The 23,760-nt window shown below is 59.8% G+C and carries 14 protein-coding genes and 1 pseudogene; 7 read left to right on the top strand and 8 right to left on the bottom strand.

The window, feature by feature from the left end; all coding sequences use genetic code 11:
• Both C5L12_RS11300 and C5L12_RS11295 read left to right on the top strand, forming a co-directional pair.
• On the top strand, positions 1-2,127 hold the full coding sequence (locus C5L12_RS11300) for a DEAD/DEAH box helicase (RefSeq protein WP_105372143.1): 2,127 nt from the start codon (positions 1-3) through the stop codon (positions 2,125-2,127).
• A complete protein-coding gene (locus tag C5L12_RS11295) occupies positions 2,127-3,332 on the top strand; it encodes a GIY-YIG nuclease family protein (protein WP_105372142.1) in 1,206 nt (401 codons plus the stop codon). Before C5L12_RS11300 ends, C5L12_RS11295 begins: the two co-directional genes overlap by 1 nt.
• A gap of 23 nt (positions 3,333-3,355) precedes the next feature.
• On the opposite strand, the gene C5L12_RS11290 is transcribed toward C5L12_RS11295, so the two are convergent.
• The 4 genes from C5L12_RS11290 to C5L12_RS11275 are packed head-to-tail and all read right to left on the bottom strand — an operon-like array spanning position 3,356 to position 10,267.
• Positions 3,356-6,565 carry a DEAD/DEAH box helicase gene (locus C5L12_RS11290; RefSeq protein WP_105372141.1) on the bottom strand — a complete coding sequence of 1,070 codons (3,210 nt, stop codon included), beginning with the start codon at positions 6,563-6,565 and terminating at the stop codon, positions 3,356-3,358.
• Complete coding sequence (locus C5L12_RS11285) at positions 6,562-7,887, bottom strand: EH signature domain-containing protein (protein WP_105372140.1); 1,326 nt, start codon at positions 7,885-7,887, stop codon at positions 6,562-6,564. The genes C5L12_RS11290 and C5L12_RS11285 overlap by 4 nt, the downstream gene beginning before the upstream one ends.
• A complete protein-coding gene (locus tag C5L12_RS11280; protein ID WP_105372139.1) occupies positions 7,884-8,816 on the bottom strand; it encodes an OmpA family protein in 933 nt (310 codons plus the stop codon). The genes C5L12_RS11285 and C5L12_RS11280 overlap by 4 nt, the downstream gene beginning before the upstream one ends.
• Positions 8,813-10,267, bottom strand: a complete 1,455-nt coding sequence (locus C5L12_RS11275; protein WP_105372138.1) for a hypothetical protein — start codon at positions 10,265-10,267, stop codon at positions 8,813-8,815. The genes C5L12_RS11280 and C5L12_RS11275 overlap by 4 nt, the downstream gene beginning before the upstream one ends.
• Positions 10,268-11,032: 765 nt before the next feature.
• On the opposite strand from C5L12_RS11275, the gene C5L12_RS11270 reads away from it, so the two are divergent.
• The 4 genes from C5L12_RS11270 to C5L12_RS11255 all read left to right on the top strand — a co-directional run bounded on the left by C5L12_RS11270 (position 11,033) and on the right by C5L12_RS11255 (position 18,173).
• On the top strand, positions 11,033-12,244 hold the full coding sequence (locus tag C5L12_RS11270) for an SIR2 family NAD-dependent protein deacylase (protein WP_105372137.1): 1,212 nt from the start codon (positions 11,033-11,035) through the stop codon (positions 12,242-12,244).
• A complete protein-coding gene (locus C5L12_RS11265; RefSeq protein WP_105372136.1) occupies positions 12,244-14,028 on the top strand; it encodes an ATP-binding protein in 1,785 nt (594 codons plus the stop codon). Before C5L12_RS11270 ends, C5L12_RS11265 begins: the two co-directional genes overlap by 1 nt.
• Positions 14,029-14,241: a KTSC domain-containing protein gene (locus C5L12_RS11260; protein WP_105372135.1), complete on the top strand. Its 213-nt coding sequence runs from the start codon at positions 14,029-14,031 to the stop codon at positions 14,239-14,241.
• A gap of 98 nt (positions 14,242-14,339) precedes the next feature.
• On the top strand, positions 14,340-18,173 hold the full coding sequence (locus C5L12_RS11255; RefSeq protein WP_105372134.1) for an nSTAND3 domain-containing NTPase: 3,834 nt from the start codon (positions 14,340-14,342) through the stop codon (positions 18,171-18,173).
• A gap of 518 nt (positions 18,174-18,691) precedes the next feature.
• Here the strand turns inward: C5L12_RS11255 and C5L12_RS29060 are convergent.
• From C5L12_RS29060 to C5L12_RS11245, 3 genes and pseudogenes are all read right to left on the bottom strand, one after another.
• Positions 18,692-19,171 (bottom strand): HipA domain-containing protein, encoded by a 480-nt coding sequence (locus C5L12_RS29060; protein WP_280952522.1) that lies wholly within the window; start codon positions 19,169-19,171, stop codon positions 18,692-18,694.
• Positions 19,113-19,930: pseudogene (locus C5L12_RS29055) on the bottom strand (HipA domain-containing protein). Before C5L12_RS29055 ends, C5L12_RS29060 begins: the two are co-directional and overlap by 59 nt.
• A 5-nt stretch (positions 19,931-19,935) precedes the next feature.
• Positions 19,936-20,208, bottom strand: a complete 273-nt coding sequence (locus C5L12_RS11245; RefSeq protein ID WP_105372133.1) for a helix-turn-helix transcriptional regulator — start codon at positions 20,206-20,208, stop codon at positions 19,936-19,938.
• Between the two features lie 513 nt (positions 20,209-20,721).
• Between C5L12_RS11245 and C5L12_RS11240 the strand changes: the two genes are divergently transcribed.
• Positions 20,722-22,254: a hypothetical protein gene (locus C5L12_RS11240; RefSeq protein ID WP_245422842.1), complete on the top strand. Its 1,533-nt coding sequence runs from the start codon at positions 20,722-20,724 to the stop codon at positions 22,252-22,254.
• Between the two features lie 30 nt (positions 22,255-22,284).
• Here C5L12_RS11240 and C5L12_RS11235 read toward each other — a convergent pair whose 3' ends face one another.
• Positions 22,285-23,523 (bottom strand): glycosyltransferase family 87 protein, encoded by a 1,239-nt coding sequence (locus C5L12_RS11235; RefSeq protein WP_105372132.1) that lies wholly within the window; start codon positions 23,521-23,523, stop codon positions 22,285-22,287.
• Positions 23,524-23,760: the final 237 nt, after the last annotated feature.

The raw sequence follows: 23,760 nt of genomic DNA, 5'->3' as shown, positions 1-23,760 counted from the left end.
ATGGTTGAGATGGTCAATGTGCGCTACAATGGCACCGGACAATCCAAGGCCACCAATGCGCTGGGCCAGCGGCCCATGCAGGCCCGTGCCTATGCCGCTCGCAGCGCCCAGTTCATTCTACTGAAAGCCCCGCCTGCTGCGGGCAAGAGCCGCGCGCTGATGTTTGTGGCGCTGGACAAGCTGAACCATCAGGGGCTTGCCAAAACCCTTGTCTGCGTGCCGGAAACCTCGATTGGCGGCTCCTTCCGCTCAACCGATCTGAAAAGCTATGGCTTTGATGCCGATTGGCAGGTGGAGGACCGCTGGAACCTCTGCCTTTCCGGCACCGAAGATGGCTCGACCGCGCAGAAGGTGAAGGCGTTTTCGGAGTTCATGCAGTCTGATGCCCGCGTGCTGGTCTGCACCCATGCCACCTTCCGCTTCGGTTTCGAGGCGGTGGAGCGGGCGCATGGGATCGCCGCTTTCGACAACGTGTTTCTCGCCATTGACGAGTTTCACCATGTTTCGGCGGCGGATAATAACCGTCTCGGCGAAATCCTGCGGCAGATTGTGGCGCGCGGCCAATGCCATGTGATGGCCATGACCGGCTCCTACTTTCGCGGCGATACCGTGCCCGTGCTGCGCCCGGAAGACGAGGCGCGCTTCAAGACAATCACGTATTCCTATTATGAGCAGCTTGAAGGCTATGAGTATCTGAAGGCGCTCGGCGTCAATTACAGCTTCTATCGCGGCCAGTATATCAATGGCCTGCCCGATGTGCTGGACACAACGCTCAAGACCATCATCCATATTCCCCATCGCGGCTCGGCGGAAGCCTTTGGCGAGAAGAACGATGAGGTAGGCCGCATTCTCGATCTCATCGGCGAGCATATCGGCGTGGAAGAGGTGACCGGCTTCGATCTGATCCGCACGGCAGATGGCCGGGTGCTGAAGGTGGCCGATCTGGTGGATGATGGCCCGGAGCGTGAGGGGGTGAAGGCTGCTCTTTCCCGCGAGATCAAAGGACTGAATGGCAAGCGCGACGACGAGGCTGACCGCGCCAAGGTGGACATTATCATCGCGCTTGGCATGGCCAAGGAAGGTTTTGACTGGGTGTGGTGCGAACACGCGCTGACCATTGGCTACCGGGCATCGCTGACCGAAATTGTGCAGATCATTGGCCGCGCCACGCGCGATGCGCCGGGCAAGCCGAAAGCCATCTTCACCAATCTGGTCGCGGAACCGGGTGTGGAAACGGCAGCGGTGAAGGATGCCGTCAACGACATGCTGAAGGCCATTTCCGGCTCCTTGTTGATGGAACAGGTGCTGGCGCCCAATTTCAAATTTTATCGCCGGGAAGATGGCGACATCCGCGAACCGATCACCGATGACGGCCAGGGTACGATCACCATCGGCATCAAGGGTCTGATGGAGCCGCCGACCGAACGAGCACGGGACATTTGCGAGAACGATATGGCCGACCTGATGGCAACTGCCTGCCAGGCTGTCGATGTCCGCATCGTTTCCCCCGACACGGCACCGGAAGTGGCAACGCAGATGCTGCTGACGGACATTATCGAGCATCGCTACGAGAACCTCAACGATGACGAAACCGAAGCCATTCGCCAGAACCTTGCCGCGCGCATGAACCTGCTGACGCTGGCACGCCAGGAAGCCGAACGTGGATTTCAGGAAGCGGGCGCACCGTTCATCGGTGCCGATCAGGCAGGCGGTGAAGTGCGCCGAACGGACGGCGACGCCGGGCAGGCGGATGGCAACGACGCAGACGACGATATGCGGGCGGCACCCAACACGCTGCTCGCCATGGTGCGCCGCTTCATCAATGTGCGTGAGCTGGATATTGACCTGATCGACAGCGTCAACGCCTTTCAGGAATGCTTCGAGGTTGCCTCACGCAGTTTCGATGCGCCACTTCTGTCTCAGGTACAATCGGCCATGGTGGCCATGCGTGTGCAGATGACGGAAGAGGAAGCGCGGACGCTGTGGCCCCGGATCAAGCGGTTCCGGGCGCAGGAGGGGCGCGAGCCGAATGTGCATGCGGACGATGCGCTCGAAAAGCGCATGGCAGAAGCGCTGGCCTGGCTCAAAAACCGCAAGGCGCAGACGATGCGGGAGGCGGCAAGCTGATGCCCCGCCCGACACTAGAAGAGATCTTTGCAGAGCCAGACGAGTTCGGCCTTCTTGCTGTGAAGCTGAAACCGAGAGCGTCATCTTCAGGCAACAATAGCGTTTCGATTCTGAATGATGTAACGCGCTTTTTCGAGCAGCACGGACGTGTGCCGGATGCCAATGCATCCAACCACGAAGAGATGCGGCTTGGCACCATATGGGAAAACCTTGCCAAATCTCCCAGCGATGAGCTTCGGCAAGCGGACAGGCTTGGACTGCTGGCACGGAAAGAGGAAGTTGCCGAGGTTTCCTGGCGGGATGAGGTTGAAGACGACGACATCCCGGACTCGCTCGATGACATCTTTGCCGAGGATGGTCTGGAGGTTCAGCCGGACCTTGTTCAGCTCAAACACGTGACGCCTGCTGCGGAACGTCATTTGCCCGATCACCGCGCCGACTTCATACCCTGCAAGGATTTCGATCAATTTGCAGGCCTGTTCGAGACCATGCAGCAAGCTCTCGATAGCGGTGCACGCGAAGCCACGCTCATTGAAAAATGGGCCGTTATCGAACCTGTTGAAGGCGACTTCTTCATCCGCAACGGCCTCCTGGCATACATCGCGGAAAAGAGTGAAAGCACGCAGCGGGGTGGAGCGCGCGACCACCGCCTTCGGGTGATTTTCTCGAATGGTACCGAGAGCGACCCGCTGATGTCATCGTTCCGCAAGTCCCTCAATGACGACAGGACGGCTCGCGTCATTCAGCGCCTAGGCCTCGGTCCGCTCGATCCCGACTGGGAGACCGACAAGGTTTCGCTATCCGGCACGATCTATGTGGCGCGCAGCCTTTCCGAAGATCCGGCGATTAAACCGCAGCGCGACATCCTCTACAAGATCGGCGTAACCTCACAAGACGTCAGGCGTCGCGTGGCCGATGCGCGGAACGATCCAACCTTCCTTTTGGCACCTGTCGAGATTGTTGCGACCTACGAACTGCAGAATCTATCGCGTTCCAAGGTCGAGAACTTGCTCCATCGGTTCTTTGACGCCGCGCGGCCCGGAGAGCTATTCATCGTCGACAGGTTCGGCAAGAGGATACGACCGAGAGAGTGGTTCTACGTGCTGCCAGACCATGTTGCCCAGGCAGCCAGACTCATCAAGGACGGACAGCTACATCTGTACCGATATGACCGCGAGACGCAGACGATCGTTAGGAGATCGTAGGCTTGGGGCGCGGAAATTATTTCCTATTCCGGCAAGATGTATTCTGGCCAAAGGGTCGCTGTTTTCAATTTTGACTGCGGCACGATAACGCCAGCCGGAACTCGTGATTGCTCGCTGAGCGTAATGACGGCCGCGTCTTCATTTTCGCCCGACATCGGCATTGGTACAGCGGCATCTGACGAAACGATGATGGAGGCACCGCCTCTGGTCGGCTTCACACGAATGGAGTTTTCGGCCAGTTTCTCAAACTGGAGATCGCTGCGACCCTCAAGTATTTCATCAACGTTCATGGCCTTCAAGTCGGATGTCGTCTCCGCCGCCAAAACCGCGTCGTAGAGCATCTTCGTTTCGCCGTCCGTCACATCTCCCGGCCAGAGAATACGATCGGCAAGAGAGCGTTTTCTTTTCATCAAGCTCTGCAACAGGCAGTCAAACGAACCTCGGCCAAGGCCCGGATGAACGGCAAGCGGTACATGAATCGTGACTGGCTTTTCTTGGCCGATGCGGTGTGTGCGGTCGTTGCATTGCTCTTCAACCGCAGGATTCCACCACCTGCTGAGATGGATCACATGGTTTGCGGCCGTCAGCGTCAAGCCTGTTCCCGCCGCGCGCGGACCAAGGATCAGGACGTCGAAGCCGCGATCATCCCCAAGGTGCCTCTGAAACCGGTCGGTAATGTCTTTGCGGGCATCGACGGTCGTGTCGCCATTAATGATCATAACGCGCTCGAGGTCGAATTCTATCCGCACGACCTCAGCGAACCAGGTCTGGACATCGCGATTTTCGACGAAAACCAGAGCGCGTTCATTCTTCGATTTGATATGTCTGAGGATATCGATGGCGGCACTAACCCTAGCCGACGACAGGTTGAAATCTTCCGTCGTCTCAGCTTCAATCAAACCCGGATGCAACGACACCCGGCGCATGTGCTGCAGCAGTGCCAATATGCCGCCCCCCTTGGCTCGCACCTCGTCGTAACGCAGCATTTGCGCCCTGGGCATTTCGCGCGGGTGCAGGATACGAACTTTTGTCGGGAGATGCGGTGCAGCATCCGTTTTCAGCCGGCGCAATGCCAGCGGAGGGTGGTCGTTCTGGCTTCTGAACAGTGCGGAATGGAGTGCGCCCATGCTCGCTTCCGTCGGTGTATCGAACACCCTACGGAACTGCGCGAGTGCTCCGAGCGCGCCCGGAACTAGCTGGTCGACAAGAGCCCAGAGATCCTTGGTGGCATTCTCGATCGGCGTTCCCGTCAATCCGATCCGGAAATCAGCGCGGACCGCCTTTGCAGCCTTGGCTCTCATCGTCACGGGGTTCTTCAGGAATTGTATCTCGTCGAACACGGCAAGAGAGCAATCCAGGTCCATCAGGCTGATCGCGTAATTGGCAAGCGTCTGATATGTCGTGATGACGACCGCGCATCCGCCTTCGGCATTGGCAATCGCCTCGATATCGAGCCTCGCCTCGCCGTCACGCAGATCCTGCCCGCCGCCTGGCTTTTTGTAGGCGCCGAGATATTCTCCATACAGGCGGACAGGTTTGCCCAGGCATCCCGGTTCGAGATGCCGCTCGATCTCGGCCTCCCAGTTCAGCAGCAGGGATGTCGGAGCGACGATCAGAAAGGGCTTTTTCGGAATGCTGCCGTCTGTCATTCCCTCCCTGAGCCAGGTAATGAAGGAAAGCGTCTGCAGCGTTTTGCCGAGCCCCTGTTCATCAGCGTTGAGAATGCCCGGAATACCCGCCTGCCAGGCACGCACTTGCCAATTCAGCGATGCCAACTGGTGGTTTTGCAAGGCGGATCTGACCAAAACCGGCGTGTTATCATCGAAGTCGCCCGTCCTGCCCCGGACAGCAGCTTTGAAATCGACTTCCCAGAAATTGTCATGGGTGATTGGCAGATAGGCATCGAGCGATGTCCCGGCCTCTTCCGGTTGCTGGCGCCTGAGAATATCGGCCAGACGCCTGCTCAGCGCCTCGATGACTTCGACGGTCGCAGGAATTTCGCCCACGTCATGGTCGATCGATGAAAGACCGCTCCGAAGAGCGTTGCGTAACCGCTCGATCACATCCGCCAGTTCTTCGTCCGGAATAAGAGCGAGTCTTTCACCAAGCTCGGTATCGATCCCCTCCTGCAGCCACCGGGTGCCCGACCCCTGAATGGTGTCGATTGTGGTGACCTGCCATTTTCCAACCCCGACGACGCGCGAAACCCACTCTTCCGTTTCGATCCAGGCGCGGGCGATCTCTTCCTCGATCCTTTCGGTGCGCGCCTGCGGGCTCATCAGGGCCGTGAGCCGCCCTTCCTGCCTGAGATCCATTTCGATCGCTTCGGCGACAATCCGGCCCGCATCCGCAATAAAGGCGCGCCGGCCTTCTTCGTTTTTGCCGGCATATGCTGCGATCGTACCGATCACCGGCACGGCGGAACGATCGACGATCAGAAATTTTCCGTTCGCCACACGAAAGGCAGGCTGTGCGCCGCGCCGCAAGGCTGCCGTCTTGAATTCATCCAGTTCGCGACCGTGGAGTAGGGCGGATGTGGTCGCAACCGCTCCATCCGCTGACCTCCGATGGTCGGCAAACGGAAGCGGGAAAAATTTTGTGTCATCCTCCGGGTCGAACCCAATGCCGACAGACCCACAAGTGACGACAGAGACATCGCGCAGAAAACCTTCGAGCGATGCCTGGTCTTCCTCGCCGTCGCTGTCGAAAAGCCGCCGGAACCGGCCAAGCGCGAGCCAGTGGTCGGTTAGTGTCCCGCTCTTGCCGAGCTTTGCCGCTTCGGCGATCGCAAGATAGACCGGCTCGGGGATCCGCATGACATTGGAAGGCGGCCCCAGAAAGGCGCCTGTCAACGGCAAAACAACGCGCCTTCCCGCGCGCTCCCACCACCATTCGATCCGGAAATCGGAACTGCCCACGGTCCCGACGAGCCGCGCCCGAAAGGTGACATCGTGGAGCAGAGGAGGTAGGCCCATAGATGCGGCCGCCCGTACATCAAGCTTCGCGACAAGCGGGTGGCGAATGACGACCATATCGGGCTCGACCGAGTGCAGGGCGTTTTGCGGGTCGAGCTGCCTCAGGCGCGACAGTGCCAGCGCCGTGTCCATTTCCTCCCGCGGAAGCTTCGAAAGATCGGGCAGAACCTTTTTCCTGAAGCCGGAGAGCCAGCCCTTTTTCTCTGGTTGGATCGTGAGAATCGCTGCGTCTGGATCAAATCGAAAATCGAACTTCATCGAAGAACCCGCTCCTCGACCCAGCTCTGCCAGCCGCCGTGGATATCATGAATACGGGCCATCCTATCGTTCTGAGGCAGCATGATCTTTTCTGCATTATATTCGTTCTGATACAGAGCGGGCGCGCGGCGATCGGTGTTTAAAAAGAGGTGAACCCGGTAGTCGTGAGATCCCTCCACGACGGTGTAGCGACCCACTTTCATGATCAGCAGGCAGGTTTCCTTCTTGTTGCCGGTGGCGGTTTGTAGCGCGGCCGCCTGACCGACCTTACCTCCGCCCTCGCTGAATATATTTCCCGCAATATCCATCGCGGGCGTAGACAGGGCTATCCAAGCCTCGGTGACCAGCCCTCGATCATACAAGCCCTTCCAGAAATGGTGTCGCGGAGGCCACATATGGTTGCCGGTGGCCTTCATGATTATGTCGAGCAAGGCATCTATACTCTGCCCCGCAAGCCATCTGAGCAGAACGGTACGGCGATCCAGAGCGACAAGAGGCCAAAACGCTTTTGATTCAGCTTTACTTTCGTAACGCGGATCACCGAAGGCCTCTATAATCCGGTCAGTCAGAAATGTGCGAAATTCTGGAGCGGGCATATCGGCACGCCAGGGCTCCAGAAGTTTCTCCACAGCCCTCGCAGCGAGGGTGGTGGAAACAGGCTGGTGTCCCCGCGGCCTTATCCAGCCGAATATACGCTCGACATGCTGCTTCGTTACGACGGGAGGCAGCAGTTTGAGCCAAGCCAGGTAAGCTTCCGTGGAAAGCTGCCCAGCATGCGGAGAGGCAAGGCCTGCATCGAGTAGCCACTGGAATGGATCGGCCTGAACGAGCATCTTCTCGGCGAGCCGTAGAGGCGCTTCGTCGATATCCAGCAGTTCCGGAACGGCAACGAACAACTGCTTCCAGCGGAAGGACAGATGGGACGCCCGTGCCTGCAGAATCGACGCCAGCCAGCGGGTCCTCTCACTGTGTCTGGTCCAGCCAGAGAAATACGCTTCGCCGACCGCATCGAGAAGAATGGAGCTGGTTGTCGCCTCAAGCTCCCTCTTTAAGAAATCGCTGACGGCATGCGGTATCTTGTCCCTCTCCAGAAAGGCTCGGGCGGCAAGCGAGATGTTGCCGACGGTCACGCCCTCCCAGTCCCATTTCCGCAGGGCGATATCGAGCCGCTGAATGGCCTCGCCGACGGACACAGGCGTCGCATTGACGACAGCGGGAAACGTCCTCTTCACGTTTGCCGCTGCCTGCGTCAGCTCTATGGGAGCAGCAAGCTCCTGGCGCCGAGCGATACGGGATGCCCGAATTGTTTCGATGAGGCTCATCGGGGCACCTCGGTCAGGGCGTTCTTGATCGCCGATATATCTGCCTCTTTCGCAGGCACGGCCATGATGAAACGGAGATCAATCCGGCGATTGGCATCCTTGCCGGTATCGGTCGTGTTGGATTGAATGGGCCGCCCCTTGCCGAAACCCGCCACCGAAAGAACAGGCTGCGCGGTTCTATTGGTGAATTTGACGAGATCGGGCCGCTGCGAGGTCATCAGCGAATATACCGACGAGGCGCGGTTTGCGCTGAGCCTCATGTTCAGAATATCGGCGCCGCGGTCATCGGTATGGCCTTCCACCTGCAGGGAGTCGATTACAGCATATCCGGGATTGCAGTCCGGGCTGAATCTCTTGCGCGGGCCGAGCGAGTAACATCCGAGATTCCGATCAAGAATTTCCGCGATCTTACTGACACGCAGCGATCCGGCCACGGTTGGCACATCGACATTCGTTTCGAACAGACCGTCGCCCGAAAACTGCAGCGACTCGAAGTTCGCGCTGATGCTGACATTGACGCCTCTGATCTCGTCGTCGATCTGTTTCTTGAGGCTGGTCAAAAGAGCTCTGCGGGTCTCGGAAACCCTGTTGTTGTACACTTCCATCTGGTTGGGGGCGTCTGGTACAGCGAGCCGCCGCCGCAGGTCCTCGAGCTCGTCCTTCATGGCCTGCACGTCGTCGGAGACCTTAAGATCGGATGACTCAACGATCGTCTGGACCTGGCGCAACTCCTTTTCCATGACATTCTCTTGCTTGAGAAGTTCGTCGTACTGCGAACGCGGCACCGTATCAGGGTCCGTGAACTGGCTCGCAAAAAACGCAAGCAGGATCATGATGACGAAGAGAAAGCTGATCGTCATATCGGCCATCGAGATGAAGACGGACTCCTCCTCTTCCTCCTGAGGGCGCGTGCCGCCCGCCCCTCTCATTCCGCCGGCCTCTCGCTTTCGGGCCTGAAGGCTTTCGCGTTTTCGATAACGGCCTGCAGAGTGCCCAGAGCGTCGGCATACTGCTGATGAACCGCATTCGCGTGGTTTTCGACTTCCGAAACCGACCTGCCGATTTCGGTTGAAAAGGTCTTGAAAGCCTTTTCCAGTTGCCCGTCATAGGATGCCGCGCGGGCTTCGAAACTCTTGATCTGCTCACGAATGGATTCTGCCGCGACCACGACCACACCGCGCTCGGAATCCAGAGCTCTCCGAGCCGACTGCACCATTTCGACGCTGGCATCGGCAATTTGCCTGGTCGTCGCGGCTGTTCCGTTGATAGCTTCGACCATCGGCTCGGTCGCATCCGCAAGGCCGCTTCCGGCCCGAGAAAGATTATCGGTCACGAGTTCAAGTCTGCGTGCGGCACCGTCAAGACCGACTGCCGTCCGCTCGGCGGCCGCGGTAAACTGCTCTGCAGCTCCACTGATCTTTGTTGCTAGGCCATTGAGCGTTTCGGACGCATTTTCCAAACGCTCGCTCGCCTTGTCCATCGCCGCAGCAAGCCCGGTGGAAAGCGAGCGCGAGATATCGTCGATCATCGTCCCTACATGGGTATTGCTGGCGGCCAGCGCGTTCTCGAGCGGCTTGGAGATGGCGGCGATAAGATCGTGGTTGAGTTTCTGCATGTGATCGCGCTGCTCGACGATCGCCTCCAACTGACGCTCCGCAAGATCTTCGAGACTGATGAAATTCATGCGAATTTCGATCTCATGCGTGAGCTTTCGCATGGCGCTTTCCAGCCGTTGGCTGCCCACGCGCAGGAAGGCCGTGAAAACGATCGAACACAACAGCCCCGTCAGCGACATGATGAACTTTGCGGAGGCAACCGAGAGCAACTGCGTGAGCGCCTCGCGGACCTGAGCCTGATCACCACCGCCCTTGAGGCTCTCGCCCGTCTGCTGGAGCGCGGCGATCAGACCGAGAAACGTCGCGGCAAGCCCGATCGACACGAGAAACCCCGGCACGAACCGCCAGCCGGAAACGCTGAAACCCATATCCTCAAGATTGAAAAACACCGACGGCCTGATCGAATTGCGCACACCAAGCGCCGCCCCCGGCCGCGGTTCAATCGTTGTCTCGCGAAACTCCTTCCAGGTGTCTGTTAGATGACGTGCGGCTCGTCCGCCCTGCTTTGCTAGTCGGTTCTGAATATCTTCGAAACTCTCTTGCAAGCCGCTGGCGCCATTTGTCTTTTGGACGAGATTGATGGCCGACCTGAGCACCTTCGCGCGGCTCCGCACAGTCGAGACAAACGCCAGAATCAGCAGAAGCAGAAGCAACACAAGACAAAGGCTGAACAATCCCGGCGCGGGTGGTTCCTTTAGCAGGGATGCTAGTTCGAGGACCAGATCGCGCGTTGCAATACCGGCTTGAAGCAACGTCTCGAACATTTGCCCCCCCAAATTCCCGCCAAACTAGAACGAAACCTTATGCGTATCATAGCGATAACGATTCCATGAATGATTGCAACGTGATCAAACCCGCGGAGTAGCGAATTTACGTTTATCTGGTCCATGCCGGCAAACTCCACGGCCGCCACGCCTTTCCCCGGATCGACCATGTCTGCTGAGCCGCCCGGCGTCTATCGCTGGATCCTCGCACTGATGAGGTGCTAATGCGGAAATTATTACCGCCACTGCTGTCCCGTTGGCTGATGGTGTGCCCCTGAAGTCTCATCCGGCTGAGATGGGAACTTCGACCGTTTTTTGATGAACCCATGGCGTGGTGGAGCAACCGGCGGAAACACGAAGCTTCCCGATTGCGTAGCGTCAAAACCGGTCGCGGCGATGATTCCGACAAAGTCCGCCAAGCCCGATATCCGAGGGTCGGTGTGGCCGGAAGTTGTTGGGTCGTTGGCCTATTCTGCAGTAACGCTGGGAGCATGATCGAGTTACTCAGCCTTGCTCTGACTGCCGACAGCTTTGGGCCGCAAGTTGACCGGCTGCTTTTAGCGCTCTTATTGCTCTAGCGAACGCGATAATCACTCCTAGCGCTGGCCTTCAAGCGGGCTGTCTCTCTGCCTTCAGGCATTCAGAAATTGCTGGTCGAGCCACAATCTGAGTAAATTGTGCTCGTTCAGCGTGGTGTGGTGTGATTTTTTAAAGAATCAATTTATCGTTGAGAGTAAGAAGGTGCCGTAGTCGTTATGAGGTACTATGCCAAGCGAGATCGTACACAATCCAGATCAATACATGACGGCACTCCGCACGATTATCGCCGGAGGCCGGAAGAGGATCGGACTGCTGCTGGGCGCCGGCGCTTCGGCAGGAATGAAGAAAGCGGATGGAACCTATCCTCTGATCCCGGCAGTCGCCGGTTTGACCAAACTTGTCCTTGATGAACTCGAGAAAGATTTTGGGAAGCAGATCGCAGAGCTGATGAAGGAGCTCGCGCCCAAAAACGACATCGAGTCTCTCCTGTCCAGGATTAGGTCGCTTGCGAAGGTGATAGGGCCGGCCAAGATCCATGAGTTGGACGGACCGGGATATGCACAGTTTGGCGAGCGCGTGTGCGAGGAGATCGGCAAGGTCGTCACAGTAACATTGCCGGCGAGCGGCTCCGCCTACAGCGACATCGTGACATGGATCACCGGCGCCGGTCGTGATCATCCTATTGAGATCTTCACGACGAACTACGATCTGCTGCTCGAGGAAGCGTTCGAGCGCGTGCGCGCGCCGTACTTCGACGGCTTCACGGGCGGTCGTGAACCCTTCTTCGACCCGGTCACGGTCTCCAACAACGACCTTCCTGCAAGATGGACGCGTCTCTGGAAGCTGCACGGGTCGCTGGGGTGGTGCTCTAACAGCAAGGACGAGGTGATCCGCTCCGGGAAGGACAACGCGCGGCATCTCGTTTTCCCCGAGCACCTCAAGTATGAGCAGACCCAAAAGGCACCTTACGCAGCACTCCTCGACAGGCTGCGCGCCTTCCTCGCCACGCCGGACACGCTGCTGATCTCGATCGGATTCTCGTTCGCCGACGCTCATATCTCGGCGCGTATCGATGAGGGGCTCGCGGCAAACCCATCCGCAAGCATGTTCGCGTTCCAGTTCCAGAAGCTTGCCAACGAGACCTGCGCTCGAGAGCTCGGTCGCCGACTGCCCAACTTCAGCGTCTATGCGCGTGACGCGGCGTTGGTGAATGGTTCAGAGGGCCCGTGGCGTGTTCCTTCGGAGCTACCCTCAAAGGACTGGGGACCAATCCGGTCCTCGTACTGGTCGGAACCGCTAGGGGGCGGCCCGCATGAGTTCACGCTCGGAGCGATCGAGCCGTTCGCGAGATTCTTCTCCGCGTCACGTTCCACACAGGTCTTCGTTACACCGGCCGCCCCCCCTGCGGCGGCCGCGCCCGCCTCCACGGTGGCGTGATGAGTGCACCAACTCTTCTCGGCCACGTAGGAGCCGTTGCAGGCGCGACAATCAACGTGCGACAGTTCGAGGGAACCGCCTCAGGTATCGCTATAATTGGCGGCCGCAGTTACCGCATCGGCCAGGTCGGCAGTTTCGTCCGTATCCCGCAGGGCTATCACGACCTGTACGGTATCATCTCTGATGTCGGTGCTACGGCCACGCCTGAGACACTGGTCGACAGCGGAGCCAGAGGGGACCGCTGGATTAAGGTGCAACTCGTTGGCGAGGTCTTGGAGGCGACATTCGAGCGCGGGATCAGCCAGTATCCCGCAATCAACGACCAGGTGCACCTCGTAGTCGAGGAGGATCTCGCCCGCATCTACGGCACCGCCGACACGGGTCAGGTGACCATCGGCAGATTGTCGGGAGCTGAGAGCATCCCCGTCCGTGTCGATCTGGACAAGCTCGTGACCCGCCACTCCGCGGTGTTGGGGTCGACAGGCGCTGGCAAGTCGACAACGGTCACAAGCCTGCTACGCTCACTTTCGGTCGGCCAGGGTGACCACTCGGGCTTTTCGAACGCGCGGGTGCTGCTGATGGACATCCACGGCGAGTACGGCCGCGCGCTTGGCGAGGTCGCCAAAGTCTTCCGCGTTAACCCGCTAGAGAATGAGGAGCGCCTCTACGTTCCCTATTGGGCACTCAATCTCGATGACCTGCTGACCTTCCTGCTCGGCAAGACCGAGGAGAAGGCACTAACGGCGATTCAAGACCGCATTCTTAGAGCAAAAACAGCAGTCTCGGCCCAAATGGACTACCCTGGTGTCGATGCTAACTCGCTGACCGCCGACAGCCCTCTGCCATTTAGCCTGAAATCGCTTTGGTTCCACCTGATCGACCCAGAAATTAAGACGTGGATGGAGAACACTCAGCAGAACTCGGCTCAGACCGCTCCGGGCGATGCCGAAACACTTACGGCGCCTACCTATCCACTGCCTGGTCAAGGCAATACGCCGCCGTTCGCAAACAAGACAAACGTGCTGTCAATCCGGCGACAACTCGAACAGCTCCGGTCACGGCTACTGGATCGACAGTACGACTTCATGCTCCACCCTGGGCCTTGGGAACCGAGCCTCGACGGGGCTCCGCAGAACGACCTGCCCCAACTGCTCGAGAGCTGGCTCGGGCACGACAGACCGATCACGGTGCTGGATTTGTCGGGCGTGCCAAGCTCGACCCTTATGCGACTGATTGGAGGCATCCTGAACATCATTTACGAGGCCCTCTTCTGGAGCCGCGAGATGCCTGAGGGCGGGCGGGCACGCCCCCTACTCGTGGTTATGGAGGAGGCACATCGCTACCTGGGCCGGGACGACGCCAACCTTGCGCGGGATGCCGTCCAGCGCATTGTTAAGGAGGGCCGCAAGTTCGGCCTCGGCGCGATGATCGTGAGCCAACGCCCGTCCGAGATCGACGAGACCATTCTCTCCCAGTGCGGTACGTTCTTCTCGCTGCGCCTCTCCAACTCGTCGGACCGCAGCAAGGTTCAGGCCGCCCTGCCTGACAGCCTGAGCGGCATTGTGGACAGCTTGCCTGTGCTTCGTACGGGCGAAGCTGTAATCACCGGCGAGGCTGCAAAGCTGCCTGTGCGATGCAGGATTACGCTCCCCGAGGAAGGCAAGCGGCCTACTAGCGAGGATCCGCGCGTTGCACACAACTGGAGTAAGGAACGCGGCAACGAGAATTACGTGAACGTCACGGCTGCGTGGCGATCACAGAACCCACGATGGACGGAGGAATGAATGGAACGACAGCCAGTGAGCTCGTCGAGTTTGGCTTCGGTGGGCTATGACCCAGGTTCGGAGACACTTGAGGTGGAGTTCGTCGCTACCGGCAAGGTGTACGAATATTACAACGTCCCTCAGTTCATTTACGAGCGGCTGGTGGAAGCCTCTTCTATCGGACAATTTTTCAATGCTGAGATCAGAAACGCCTATCCCTGCAACCCCGTTTGATTGGAGAGTTCTAGCCGATCTCGTTGGGTGCATTGAACTGCCGATTCCCGCATACGGTCAGTTCGAGCGCGTCACGAAGTCGGCCGGATAACGACTCTATGTCGATAGCGATCACCGCGCCGCAGAAATTCGCGTTTCAAGACCTGGTCTGCATCGAGATCATGCTGCGGTTCTGCGGGCACGACGATGCCACACTGCTGGTCGAGCCTGACGGCGGCGAGGATGCCGAACTAAGGTTCACCGCTTATGGCCGGCCGGTCCACTGCGAGATCCAGGTGAAAGGCGCAGCGGGCACGGTTGCGCTCGCCGACGTCGCCGCATGCCTCGCCCATGCACCGCCGCGGCGCACTGCGCCGACGCTCCTCGAGCGTGTGTTCAGCAATTCTGATCGTCTCGCCCTCCTGGTGATGACCGGCCGCGCCGATGATGCGAGCGCTGTCTATCGCGGTTCAAGCACCTGGCATGGCGAGCAGCACACCGTGTCGCGCATCAAAGCCACAGACGCCGCAGAGCTGCTCGCCGCCTTCGCCATCGCAGAAGTGGCGGGCAGCGACGGCGGCGCGCTTTACGCCAAACGACAAGCGCACAACGCGGCGTTCGCCGCATCGGCAGACCTCGCAGCCATCCGTGAGGCCCTCCGCCGAACCCTTATCTTCGACCAGACGGACGAGGACGGGCTAGAGACGCGTTGCGCGGAGCGCCTCAGGCGCGACCACGGGATCCCCAGTGACCGCACAGCGGCGGTCCTGCTCGAGCTACGCGCCGCAATCGGCGAGGCCAAGACGAACAAGACGGACGCCTTCCCCCTGCTGCGGAGCATCCTCGCGCGGGCCTCACCACCGTCAATCCGCCCGACCGATTATCTTCCTAGGGGCGACGAAGCCGCTCTCGTCGACGCTCTCTCGCGGGACAACGTCCTCTTGTTGTCCGGGACGCCCAGGGTCGGCAAGAGCTACACGGCCCGCTATGTCGCGGCGGAATTCATCCCGCACGGCTACGACGTGCAGGAATTCGTCGACGTGGAATCGGCGGAGCGCTTCCTGCTCCAACCGGGAGCAGCGCCGCGGCTTGCGCTTCTTGATGACCCCCTCGGGGGTTCGCAAGTCGAGGCGCAGGCGACCCGATCGCTGGCGCGCCTCTCCAAGCTGATTGACCGCACCCGCCCGCAGCGCAAGCTCCTCGTCGCGCAAGGGCTTGAACCGCTGCTCGCGACCAGCCGAACAGCATCGCTCGCCCAGACCATCACGGCGCAACGGCGCTGGCGCGACATCGGCGACCTCGAAGCGGCGTTTCTGGCTAGTCTTTGGAAGGCGCTGGTGGCGACCTTCGCGATTGACGACGCGCTTGCCGCGCGTGTGACCGGCGCGCTCGTCACCGGCGAATTGGTGCTGGAGCCCGGCTGTCTCGAGCACCTTGCCGCCAACGCCGATCGTCTCCTCGCGTCTGCGTCGATCGCCGATGTCGCCCGGCTAGCTCGCGAAGACGCCGCCCAGCTCGGCAGGACACTCGCTGCCGACGGGCTGGAAGATCTCGCGGTGAGCCTCGCGGTGGCGACCGCGCCACGCGAGCCAATCAGGCTTGTCGACCTGGCCTATGTGCGCGGCAGCGGCGGCGCGGGCCTGCCAGGCAAGCGCGCGGCACTGGGCACGATGATTACGATCGGCGGCCCGTCGATCCCGCCGGCGACCCCTCCTGCTTATGACGAGCCTCCCGAGCTTACCCTCGCCGAACAGACGGGACTCGACGCCCTCGAACGACGACGGCTTGTCACGATCGACGCTCAGCCGACTGTCGGCTTCGCGCATCCCTTCTACCGCGCCGCGGCCGAGACGCTGCTTAAGGCGCCGACCCATCACGCCGCGCAAGCCATCGGTCACGCGTTACAACGCGGGCTGTTCTGCCTGTCGCCACAGACTTCGCGCGCCACGGCGCGCAATCTCGACTGGATCTTCGACCGGCTCCAAGCGCGTCCGACCGCGCGCGCGTCCCTCGTTGAGCAGGCCATCGAGGGGCTGCGCTCGTTCTTCCCAGCAACGCGCGATCTCTGCTTCGGCTTCCTTGTCAACCGTCTGTCCGATCTACCCGCCGAAACCCAGCGAGAGCTACCGAGATGGATTAGTTCGGTCACGTCGGTGACGCTCGACGACCTCGAATGGAGCGAGGGCGAGGCGCATCTACCCTATGGCGAGCAGCTCGGGACCGACTATTTCGAACGCGCCTTCCGGATCGTCCGCCGCCGCGAGGTCGCGGTCGAGCTGGCCCTACTCGACGCGCCCGAGGGCTTGGTCGGCCCGGAGCGCGCCGCCGCCGCCCTGCGCTTCCTGGCCACCTCTCCCGAGGCCATGACCCTCACAATGGCGGGGCGCCTGCTTAGCTACGATGAGGCGGCGTTGCGGGCCGAGGCGACAAAACTCTGGTTGAGCCGACCACGAACAGGTGACGACGAGATACTCGACAGAATCTTCGCCGACGATCATCCAAGCGGGGCGCTTGCCGCGCTGAAGGGCACCGTACTGGGCTGGGAAGCTAGCTCAGCCGATCGGCGGGCGCGGTACCTCGACGGTCTCGCGGATCTCGCACACAACGTCGCAGCCGCGGCCGCGATGCTCGACTTTCTCGTCGTCTTCGATCGCGAAGAACATACCAGTGAGCACCCGCCCTGGCCGATCTTCGAGCGGCTCATGCCCATCGTAATGGCGGCCCTGCCGCACAACGCTGCGTTCATCGACGCCAGACTATTTGCCGTCGCACGCAGCGCCCTCGGCGCGCTGTCGCCGTCATCGCTCGTCGCTCTCTGCGACGGTTGGATCGACTGGCTGGAGCGCAACGAGCGTGCCGGGCGCTTGCCGAGCGAATTCTCGCTCGGTGTCGCGGAGATCCTGCTGCGGGCGACAGCGGCGGAGCCGGAACGCCGTGAAAACCGGGTCACGCGCTTGCTCGACTTCACGGGAACCGGCGCAAAGATAACCTTCATAGCCGACCTCATCGACCATTGGTCGCTGCTGCGTGACGACGAACGCGCTGCGGTCTTTGATCGTCTGAAAAGCGGCCGCTCGGATGATAGCTGGCTCCAGGCCGTTACCCTGACGCGCTCGGAAATTCCCGACGCGGTCGTCGTGACGCTGCTCCCGGAGGGAATCGATCTTTCACAGCCGCCCACGCGATTGATCGACATGGCGCCACCCTCGCTGGTTGATGCTGCAATTCATGTCTACTGCGGTCAGCCTCAGCCCTTGTGGTGGCTCGGCACGCATCACAGCGGCGAGGCCGTCTGGGAACCGGTTGTCGAGATCATCGCGCGCCGGCCTGATCACCCGCTATTCGAGCTCGCGTGGGATCACATCACTTATAACGGCGACGGCAAGCGTGTGGCGCGCATCGTCGGCGACCTTGGCGCGACGAACGCTGAACGCGCGCTGGGCATTCTGCTAAGGCTCAAGGTAGGATGCACTGGCAATTTCATGCCGGAGGCCTGGGCAACGCTGCTCCGCCTCGCCGCCGACTCGGACGAATATGGCCGGTGGCTCGACCGGATGGCCGATGCGTCGCCTGCGATCCTCGACGACATTTCCGATCTGAGAGATTGGCTGAGCGAGGACGGCGATCTCCGAGGCATGCTGGACCGACTTCAGAATGATTTTTTGCCCTTGGAGATGGCCAAGATCGCCTTCGATCCGCCCGACGATGTCGACGCCCGCGAGATGCAGGACAACGCGGTCAACGTGCTGGCATTCTTGGTTCATGAGCGCCCGCCGCTGCTGTTCGGCACCTGTGATCGCCTGCTCAGGTGGCTCGAGCGCGCAACGGTCGATACGGCCGAGCTCGTCACCCTGCTACGCGAGCGGCGCGCAGCAATATTTGCCGAGCGCGAGGCTATTGAACAAGCGATGAAGCAGCCAGACCCGCAGCTAAACGGCTGGATCGATCCCTAGCTAAATTCTGGTCGCCGTCACGAAGACAATAATCTCATATCGCCCCCGCGTTCACGTCCCTTGCGATTTCAGGGCGTCGAGGGGCGCGGCCTCATCAACACAGGCCGTCCCCGGCCATCAGCTCGTCTGATCAGTCGGGAATTGCGAAACGGTGTGTGCGGACGCCGAGCCAGGTCGCGGACGCGCGCCTGACTTTGTGCAAGCCCGGCAGCGTCATGATCGAGTTTGCGCCCGTCTAGGATAGCGGCAGCGTGCCCGCTTCTTGCACCGGCCTTCTCCAATACTGCCTGTCTGCTTTCGGCCATTCTGTCGTGCTGGGATGCCAATGGGGTGAGCGATGAATCTCTGCTCTCTGTTGGAAAGCCTACATGAAGAGATCCGGGCTGAAATGACGGGTTTGTGCCAAAGTGGGTCGAAGCCACGCAGCATCGGGAGATGAAAAAACGGCAGGTTTTGGGAGCGACCGCACAATCGGTGAACCGTGGAATTGAGGGCGCAAAGCGGAAATAATTTCCCTCCTAGTTCGGCTCTTCACCCACGAAAGATTGCATCTGAATACGCCGACACCGCTTTCGGATGGAGTGGATAATCTTTTCCAGGACTCTTGTCGGATCGCCAGCTAGAGCCTCGACTTGGGGCGCCACCTCATCGCACGCGGCGCTAACACGCTCCGCCATTTCCAAAGCGCGCCTCGCCGTCGATGCGCTGCTCAATCTGAGTTCGTCGGCTAGCGCTTGCCATTCCGCTCGCCGTGAATCTGGAGCGTTGAACCTGCCGGCTATCCCTTGCGGAAGACTCTGATCGACCTGGCGGTACGCAGCCGCACACATCAAGTCATAGAGCGGTGCCATCTTTGCGGATCCGGCGGCACCAATCAGGACCGAATAGTTTTTGGCATGCGAATCCGAATTGCAGATCAGCACGTTGAAGATCACCGCATCAAGAAGCGTCAAGCGCTCGGCGGGCGAGACCAAATCGCTGAGGACGTCGAACATCATTTTCAGCGTCGCGTCCTGTGGAAGAGCGCTCATATTTCTGTGATGGGAAGTGTCCTGTTAGCTGGCAAAGATCTTCCTGATGCAGCCGGCGGATACCGCCATGCGGATCCGTGAAGCGGTCGTATCGCTTCACCAGCAGATAGCCCCGTTTGCCGGCGACACCAATCGTCGCTTCGGCGGCCTCCAGTCACATGCGCGCGCGAGGGCAAGACAGAAGGCTTCGTTCTCGACAATGCCCGCAAGCCGTTTCGTATCCGGCTTCAGAATGTGTGTGGAAGGTGTTCCATCAACTGGAATGGAAATCGCGCCGTCCTCATCGACGAAAACCGGCAGTTTCTCCTGAACGCCAGCAAGCGACATGGAGACGCCGCGTTCTCCAACGAGGAAGGGTTTTGCGGGAAGCTCGTCCAGGATGCGTTCAAGCGCTACCGCATCCGGCACGGGCTGCAGATGTACCCCCGTCCTCCGCGGCTCGCCAATCGACAACGCGCCGGCGGTATCACGCCCGATGTGGCCGAGCAGGCCAACGATGTCCTGAGGCGAGACCTTCAGCCGCTGGCCGATTTCGGCGAGGTGCGTTTCCGGGAGCAGGTTGGCGAGCCAGGGCAGCAGCCTGTCGGCAGCGACTGGGCCTGAACGGAGCGGCATGGTGAGCGATACCGGGAAGGCTGAGCGGCACGCTTCCCAGCTCCGGTCATAACCCATTCGCCACTCGCTGTCGAAGGTCAGGTGTGCGACGGGGAAGGTTTCATAGAAGATCGTCGTTATCGACCGTCACCGAAGGTCGGCAGGAAGCCTAGGTCGTCATCAGGCGAGGGCGGCGCGGTTCGGACCGTCCTCAGATCGCCGATCTCAATGCCGACTGTCCGCGCCACGATCAGGGACTTTTCAAGCTGGCAGCTTGGCTTGCCAGATTCGAGCTCGACGATGAAACGCTCACCCGTGCCGGACCGGGCGGCCAGCTCGGTCTGCGTCCAGCCAAGCGCCTTGCGTCTTTCTCTGACAGCGGTGCCGAAATCGCGTGCAGACCTGAACATCGAGCGTCTCCTGAACTGGCTTACCGTACAGGAAGATTTCTCCCAGATCAACGTGATCCTTACCGATCGGGAAGCAGACAGCAACGGGCTCCTAAATCACCCGATTGGGAAGTTTAGGGCCTCATCACGACGTCGAAAAAGGAGGTCCTTGAGATCCGGGTATCGCGTGTGGTACACCTGCTGGTATCGTAATTTGCCGAACGGGAGCAGAGGCTTACGAGAAACCCTTGTTTCTCAGGTATCGCGGGCTTAATTGGCGGAGAGTCCCACCCTCTCCGCCATTTTCTACTTCGCCCGCCAATGAATAAGCTGCAGCTTGCAGTCGTTCGATGGTCGGGTCGAACTCTCGATACCACTCGCCTCGGCCTATGCAAAAGATATAGACGCGTATCCGATTGAAGGGTCCGGCGCCGCCTTTTGGGCTGCTTGCCGGCGATGCGCGTATGGCTTTCGATGCGATGGCCGCAAGTTTCAAGCCGAGACAGCAGCAGGTCCGCTTTCAAGGAGAGCCAGGTGAACCGTCGCACGCTGCTGCAATTGTTGTCGAGTGCCGCCATCACGCCCTTTCTCGGCAGTTCGAGCAGCGGTCCGGCACTTGCGGCCGCTCCATCATCCGGCCGCTTGGCCCTGAATATAAGCGGCATGTCCTATTGGGCCGCGGAACAGCCCTTTTCCAATCTTGCCCACAATGCGGCGCGCTGGCGGGTCCAGATCAAGGACGCGCCCTTCACCTGGGACACGCCGCTGCCTCCGATGACGGAAGACGGATACCCTACCCGGGTTCCCAACGGATCGGTGATGGACAGTTTTCTGATATTCACCGAGCATCGCAACAACCTGCCTGTCGAGCTTTCGGTTCACTATGACGGGAAGGGCCGAATGACCTATATCGGCGGCGGCGAACTCGAGGCCCGGTTTCCCGGACGCGACGATGTCAGGAATCTGAGGAAGCCGGACGCCTTTACCGGCCGTATATTGGAAACCGACCCTGCGGATCCGATTCGCAACATTAGGGTCTACGAGCGCGGCCCGATACCGAAAAGCAGGTTCAGAGAGCCGTTTCTGCAGAGGCTCAAGGGCATGTCCGCCCTGCGCTTCATGGACTGGATGGGCACCAACAATTCCAAGGTGCGGAGCTGGAACGACAGGCCGCGACCCGGACAATTCGGTCGCTCTGATCTCGGGGTTCCGCTCGAATACATGATCGAACTCTGTAATGAGGTGAAAATCGATCCCTGGTTCAACATGCCGCATCTTGCCGATGACGATTATGTTCAGCGCTTCGCCGAGCAGGTCCGCAAGGATCTCGATCCTAGTTTGAACGTGCATGTCGAATATTCCAATGAGGTCTGGAATACGATGTTCGATCAGGCGGACTATGCGGGAAAACAAGGGCGGGCGCTCGGCTTTTCGAACGACGGCTACCAAGCACAGCTTCGATATTATGCCCATCGCGCGACGCAGATCATCTCGAGATGGGAAGATGTGTTCGGTGCCGACAGGCATCGGATCATCGGCGTTTATTGCGCCCAGGCGGCGAACGATTGGACGAGCACGACCATCATGTCCTGGAAAGGGGTGGAGAGACACGCGGATGTGCTGGCCATCGCCCCCTATTTCGGCGGCGGACTTGGAGCGCCGGAGCGGGCGGACGAAGTCTCCACCTGGCCGCTCAGCCGGATCTTCTTCGAGTTGGCAAAGGAAATCGAGACGGAAAACAAGAGATCCATCGAAACTCAGGCGGAAATCGCGCGAGAGCATGGCGTGAAACTTTATGCCTATGAAGGGGGCCAGCACCTCGTCGGTTTCGGCGGCGCCGAAAACAACGAAAAGCTGACGGATCTGTTTATCGCCGCCAACAGGGATCCCCGTATGGGGGAGCTCTACATTCGGCATATCCAGAACTGGTGGGCGGCCGGCGGCGATCTGTACGCGGTTTTTGCCTCCATGGGCGAGCCAAGCAAATGGGGAAGCTGGGGGCTGCTGGAGATCGAGGGTGCGAGCCATCCGAAATGGGAGGCCGTACAACGGCTCTTGGAGAATTGATTCGAGATCGTTGCCAACGACTGCGACAGATCAGGCTGCGACGGAGGAATAACGCTTGTTGGGAGCTGCAGTGCGACTGATCTCGTTGCTCCAGACGATTACCGCCAGGCAAAGCGCTGCGAGGATCAATGTGCGTGAATGGACGATGAGCGGAATGTCGACATCGCGAAGCAATCTCTGCGGTATGAAGAAGCCGAGCGCCAAAATGGCGTAAAGGCTCAATTTTGCAAAGCTGGCGCTATGGAGGACCATCATCATCCCGTAGCTCCAGAGCAGGATGACCGCGACATAGTCGTAGTCGTGCGCATAGAGAAACGTGAATGAAAGCACGAGCAGTGCGTGCAAGATGACCGTCTGGTCGAGATGGCGCCGGTACCTGAATAGAAGCGCCGTCCCCGCGAGGCACAGCAGGATCAGCCACAGGCGGTCCGGCTCGAGCCCGTGCGCGACGAGAAGGCTTTCCATGCCGACGACGAAGGGCGAGCCCGGTGCATTGATGGAAACTTGCGAATAGCCGCCAAGTGAGGTCAGCCAGCTTTCGAATGGTTTCAACGGGCCAAGGAGCAGTGCGCCGGGGAGGGTCATGAGGCCGGCGAGCGAGCCGCCTACCAGAACCATTCCGATATTCGCCGACATGAGCAGCCAGATGACGTAGAGAACGGAAAGCTGTGGTTTCAGGGTGGCAAAAGCAAGAAAAACGCCCGCCGTCACCCATCGGTCCTTTTGCCGGAAATGCCAGGATAACAACAGTGCAGCCATGACCGGCAATGTCATCTGTCCCTGGTACAAGCTGGTTGCAGTGTAGGGGTTGCCGATGATCAGAGCCAGCGCCAAGGCTTGTGCAATGGTCATGCTTCTGAAGCTCTTTATGTTCAGAAACCATTGGTTGGCGCAGTAGCACATGGCCGCAATGGCGCCCAAGCAGATCGCAATATGAAGGGCAAGGGCGATAGATTGCGGAAGAAGGCCAAACGCGACAATAATCGAGAGTGAGTGTGGCGGGTAGGAATAAGGCTGCGGGCTATTCATGAGCGCGAGCCAAGGGTCGCCACCTCGTAGGAACAAGCCTCCGGCCCGATAGAAAACCATGAAGTCGTCGCCGATCGGCCCGGCCTTCATCACGCCCTGTATCCCAACCGCGTAAAGCATCGCAAAAGCGAGCGCCAGAATCGCGATCGATATCAAGGGGTTGGAAATCTTGGCGAAGCGTCCCATCGCAATCATCAGATGATGCCCCAGGTTCAGAGGATCAGTGTCGCTTTCGCGCATTGATCATCTGATAACTGGGTAAGCCCCGTGAGGCGAGTAAGGCAATGAGATGAGGCTAAGCCTTATGGCGAAGGGGTAATCGGACTCAGATCCGGCCGCCCCGGACCCGCATCCTCCGGGTTGACGGGTCTTGGGAGTATCCACAAGGTGAGTTTCTTGGGATGCGCTAAACCTATATAGCATAGGCAACGGAACTTCTTTTTCGTCGCGGCATTTCCAGTTTCCGGCCGGCTAACG

It is taken from the genome of Neorhizobium huautlense (genome assembly GCF_002968575.1).
Classification (GTDB): domain Bacteria; phylum Pseudomonadota; class Alphaproteobacteria; order Rhizobiales; family Rhizobiaceae; genus Neorhizobium; species Neorhizobium huautlense.
This window is presented reverse-complemented; position numbering and strand designations above follow the sequence as displayed.

What these genes read in the sequence shown, in the direction of transcription:
- C5L12_RS11300 (WP_105372143.1), top strand. Translation starts at nt 1, where the DNA reads ATGGTTGAGATGGTCAATGTGCGCTACAATGGCACCGGACAATCCAAG.
- C5L12_RS11295 (WP_105372142.1), top strand. Translation starts at nt 2,127, where the DNA reads ATGCCCCGCCCGACACTAGAAGAGATCTTTGCAGAGCCAGACGAGTTC.
- C5L12_RS11290 (WP_105372141.1), bottom strand. Translation starts at nt 6,565, where the DNA reads ATGAAGTTCGATTTTCGATTTGATCCAGACGCAGCGATTCTCACGATC.
- C5L12_RS11285 (WP_105372140.1), bottom strand. Translation starts at nt 7,887, where the DNA reads ATGAGCCTCATCGAAACAATTCGGGCATCCCGTATCGCTCGGCGCCAG.
- C5L12_RS11280 (WP_105372139.1), bottom strand. Translation starts at nt 8,816, where the DNA reads ATGAGAGGGGCGGGCGGCACGCGCCCTCAGGAGGAAGAGGAGGAGTCC.
- C5L12_RS11275 (WP_105372138.1), bottom strand. Translation starts at nt 10,267, where the DNA reads ATGTTCGAGACGTTGCTTCAAGCCGGTATTGCAACGCGCGATCTGGTC.
- C5L12_RS11270 (WP_105372137.1), top strand. Translation starts at nt 11,033, where the DNA reads ATGCCAAGCGAGATCGTACACAATCCAGATCAATACATGACGGCACTC.
- C5L12_RS11265 (WP_105372136.1), top strand. Translation starts at nt 12,244, where the DNA reads ATGAGTGCACCAACTCTTCTCGGCCACGTAGGAGCCGTTGCAGGCGCG.
- C5L12_RS11260 (WP_105372135.1), top strand. Translation starts at nt 14,029, where the DNA reads ATGGAACGACAGCCAGTGAGCTCGTCGAGTTTGGCTTCGGTGGGCTAT.
- C5L12_RS11255 (WP_105372134.1), top strand. Translation starts at nt 14,340, where the DNA reads ATGTCGATAGCGATCACCGCGCCGCAGAAATTCGCGTTTCAAGACCTG.
- C5L12_RS29060 (WP_280952522.1), bottom strand. Translation starts at nt 19,171, where the DNA reads ATGATGTTCGACGTCCTCAGCGATTTGGTCTCGCCCGCCGAGCGCTTG.
- C5L12_RS11245 (WP_105372133.1), bottom strand. Translation starts at nt 20,208, where the DNA reads ATGTTCAGGTCTGCACGCGATTTCGGCACCGCTGTCAGAGAAAGACGC.
- C5L12_RS11235 (WP_105372132.1), bottom strand. Translation starts at nt 23,523, where the DNA reads ATGCGCGAAAGCGACACTGATCCTCTGAACCTGGGGCATCATCTGATG.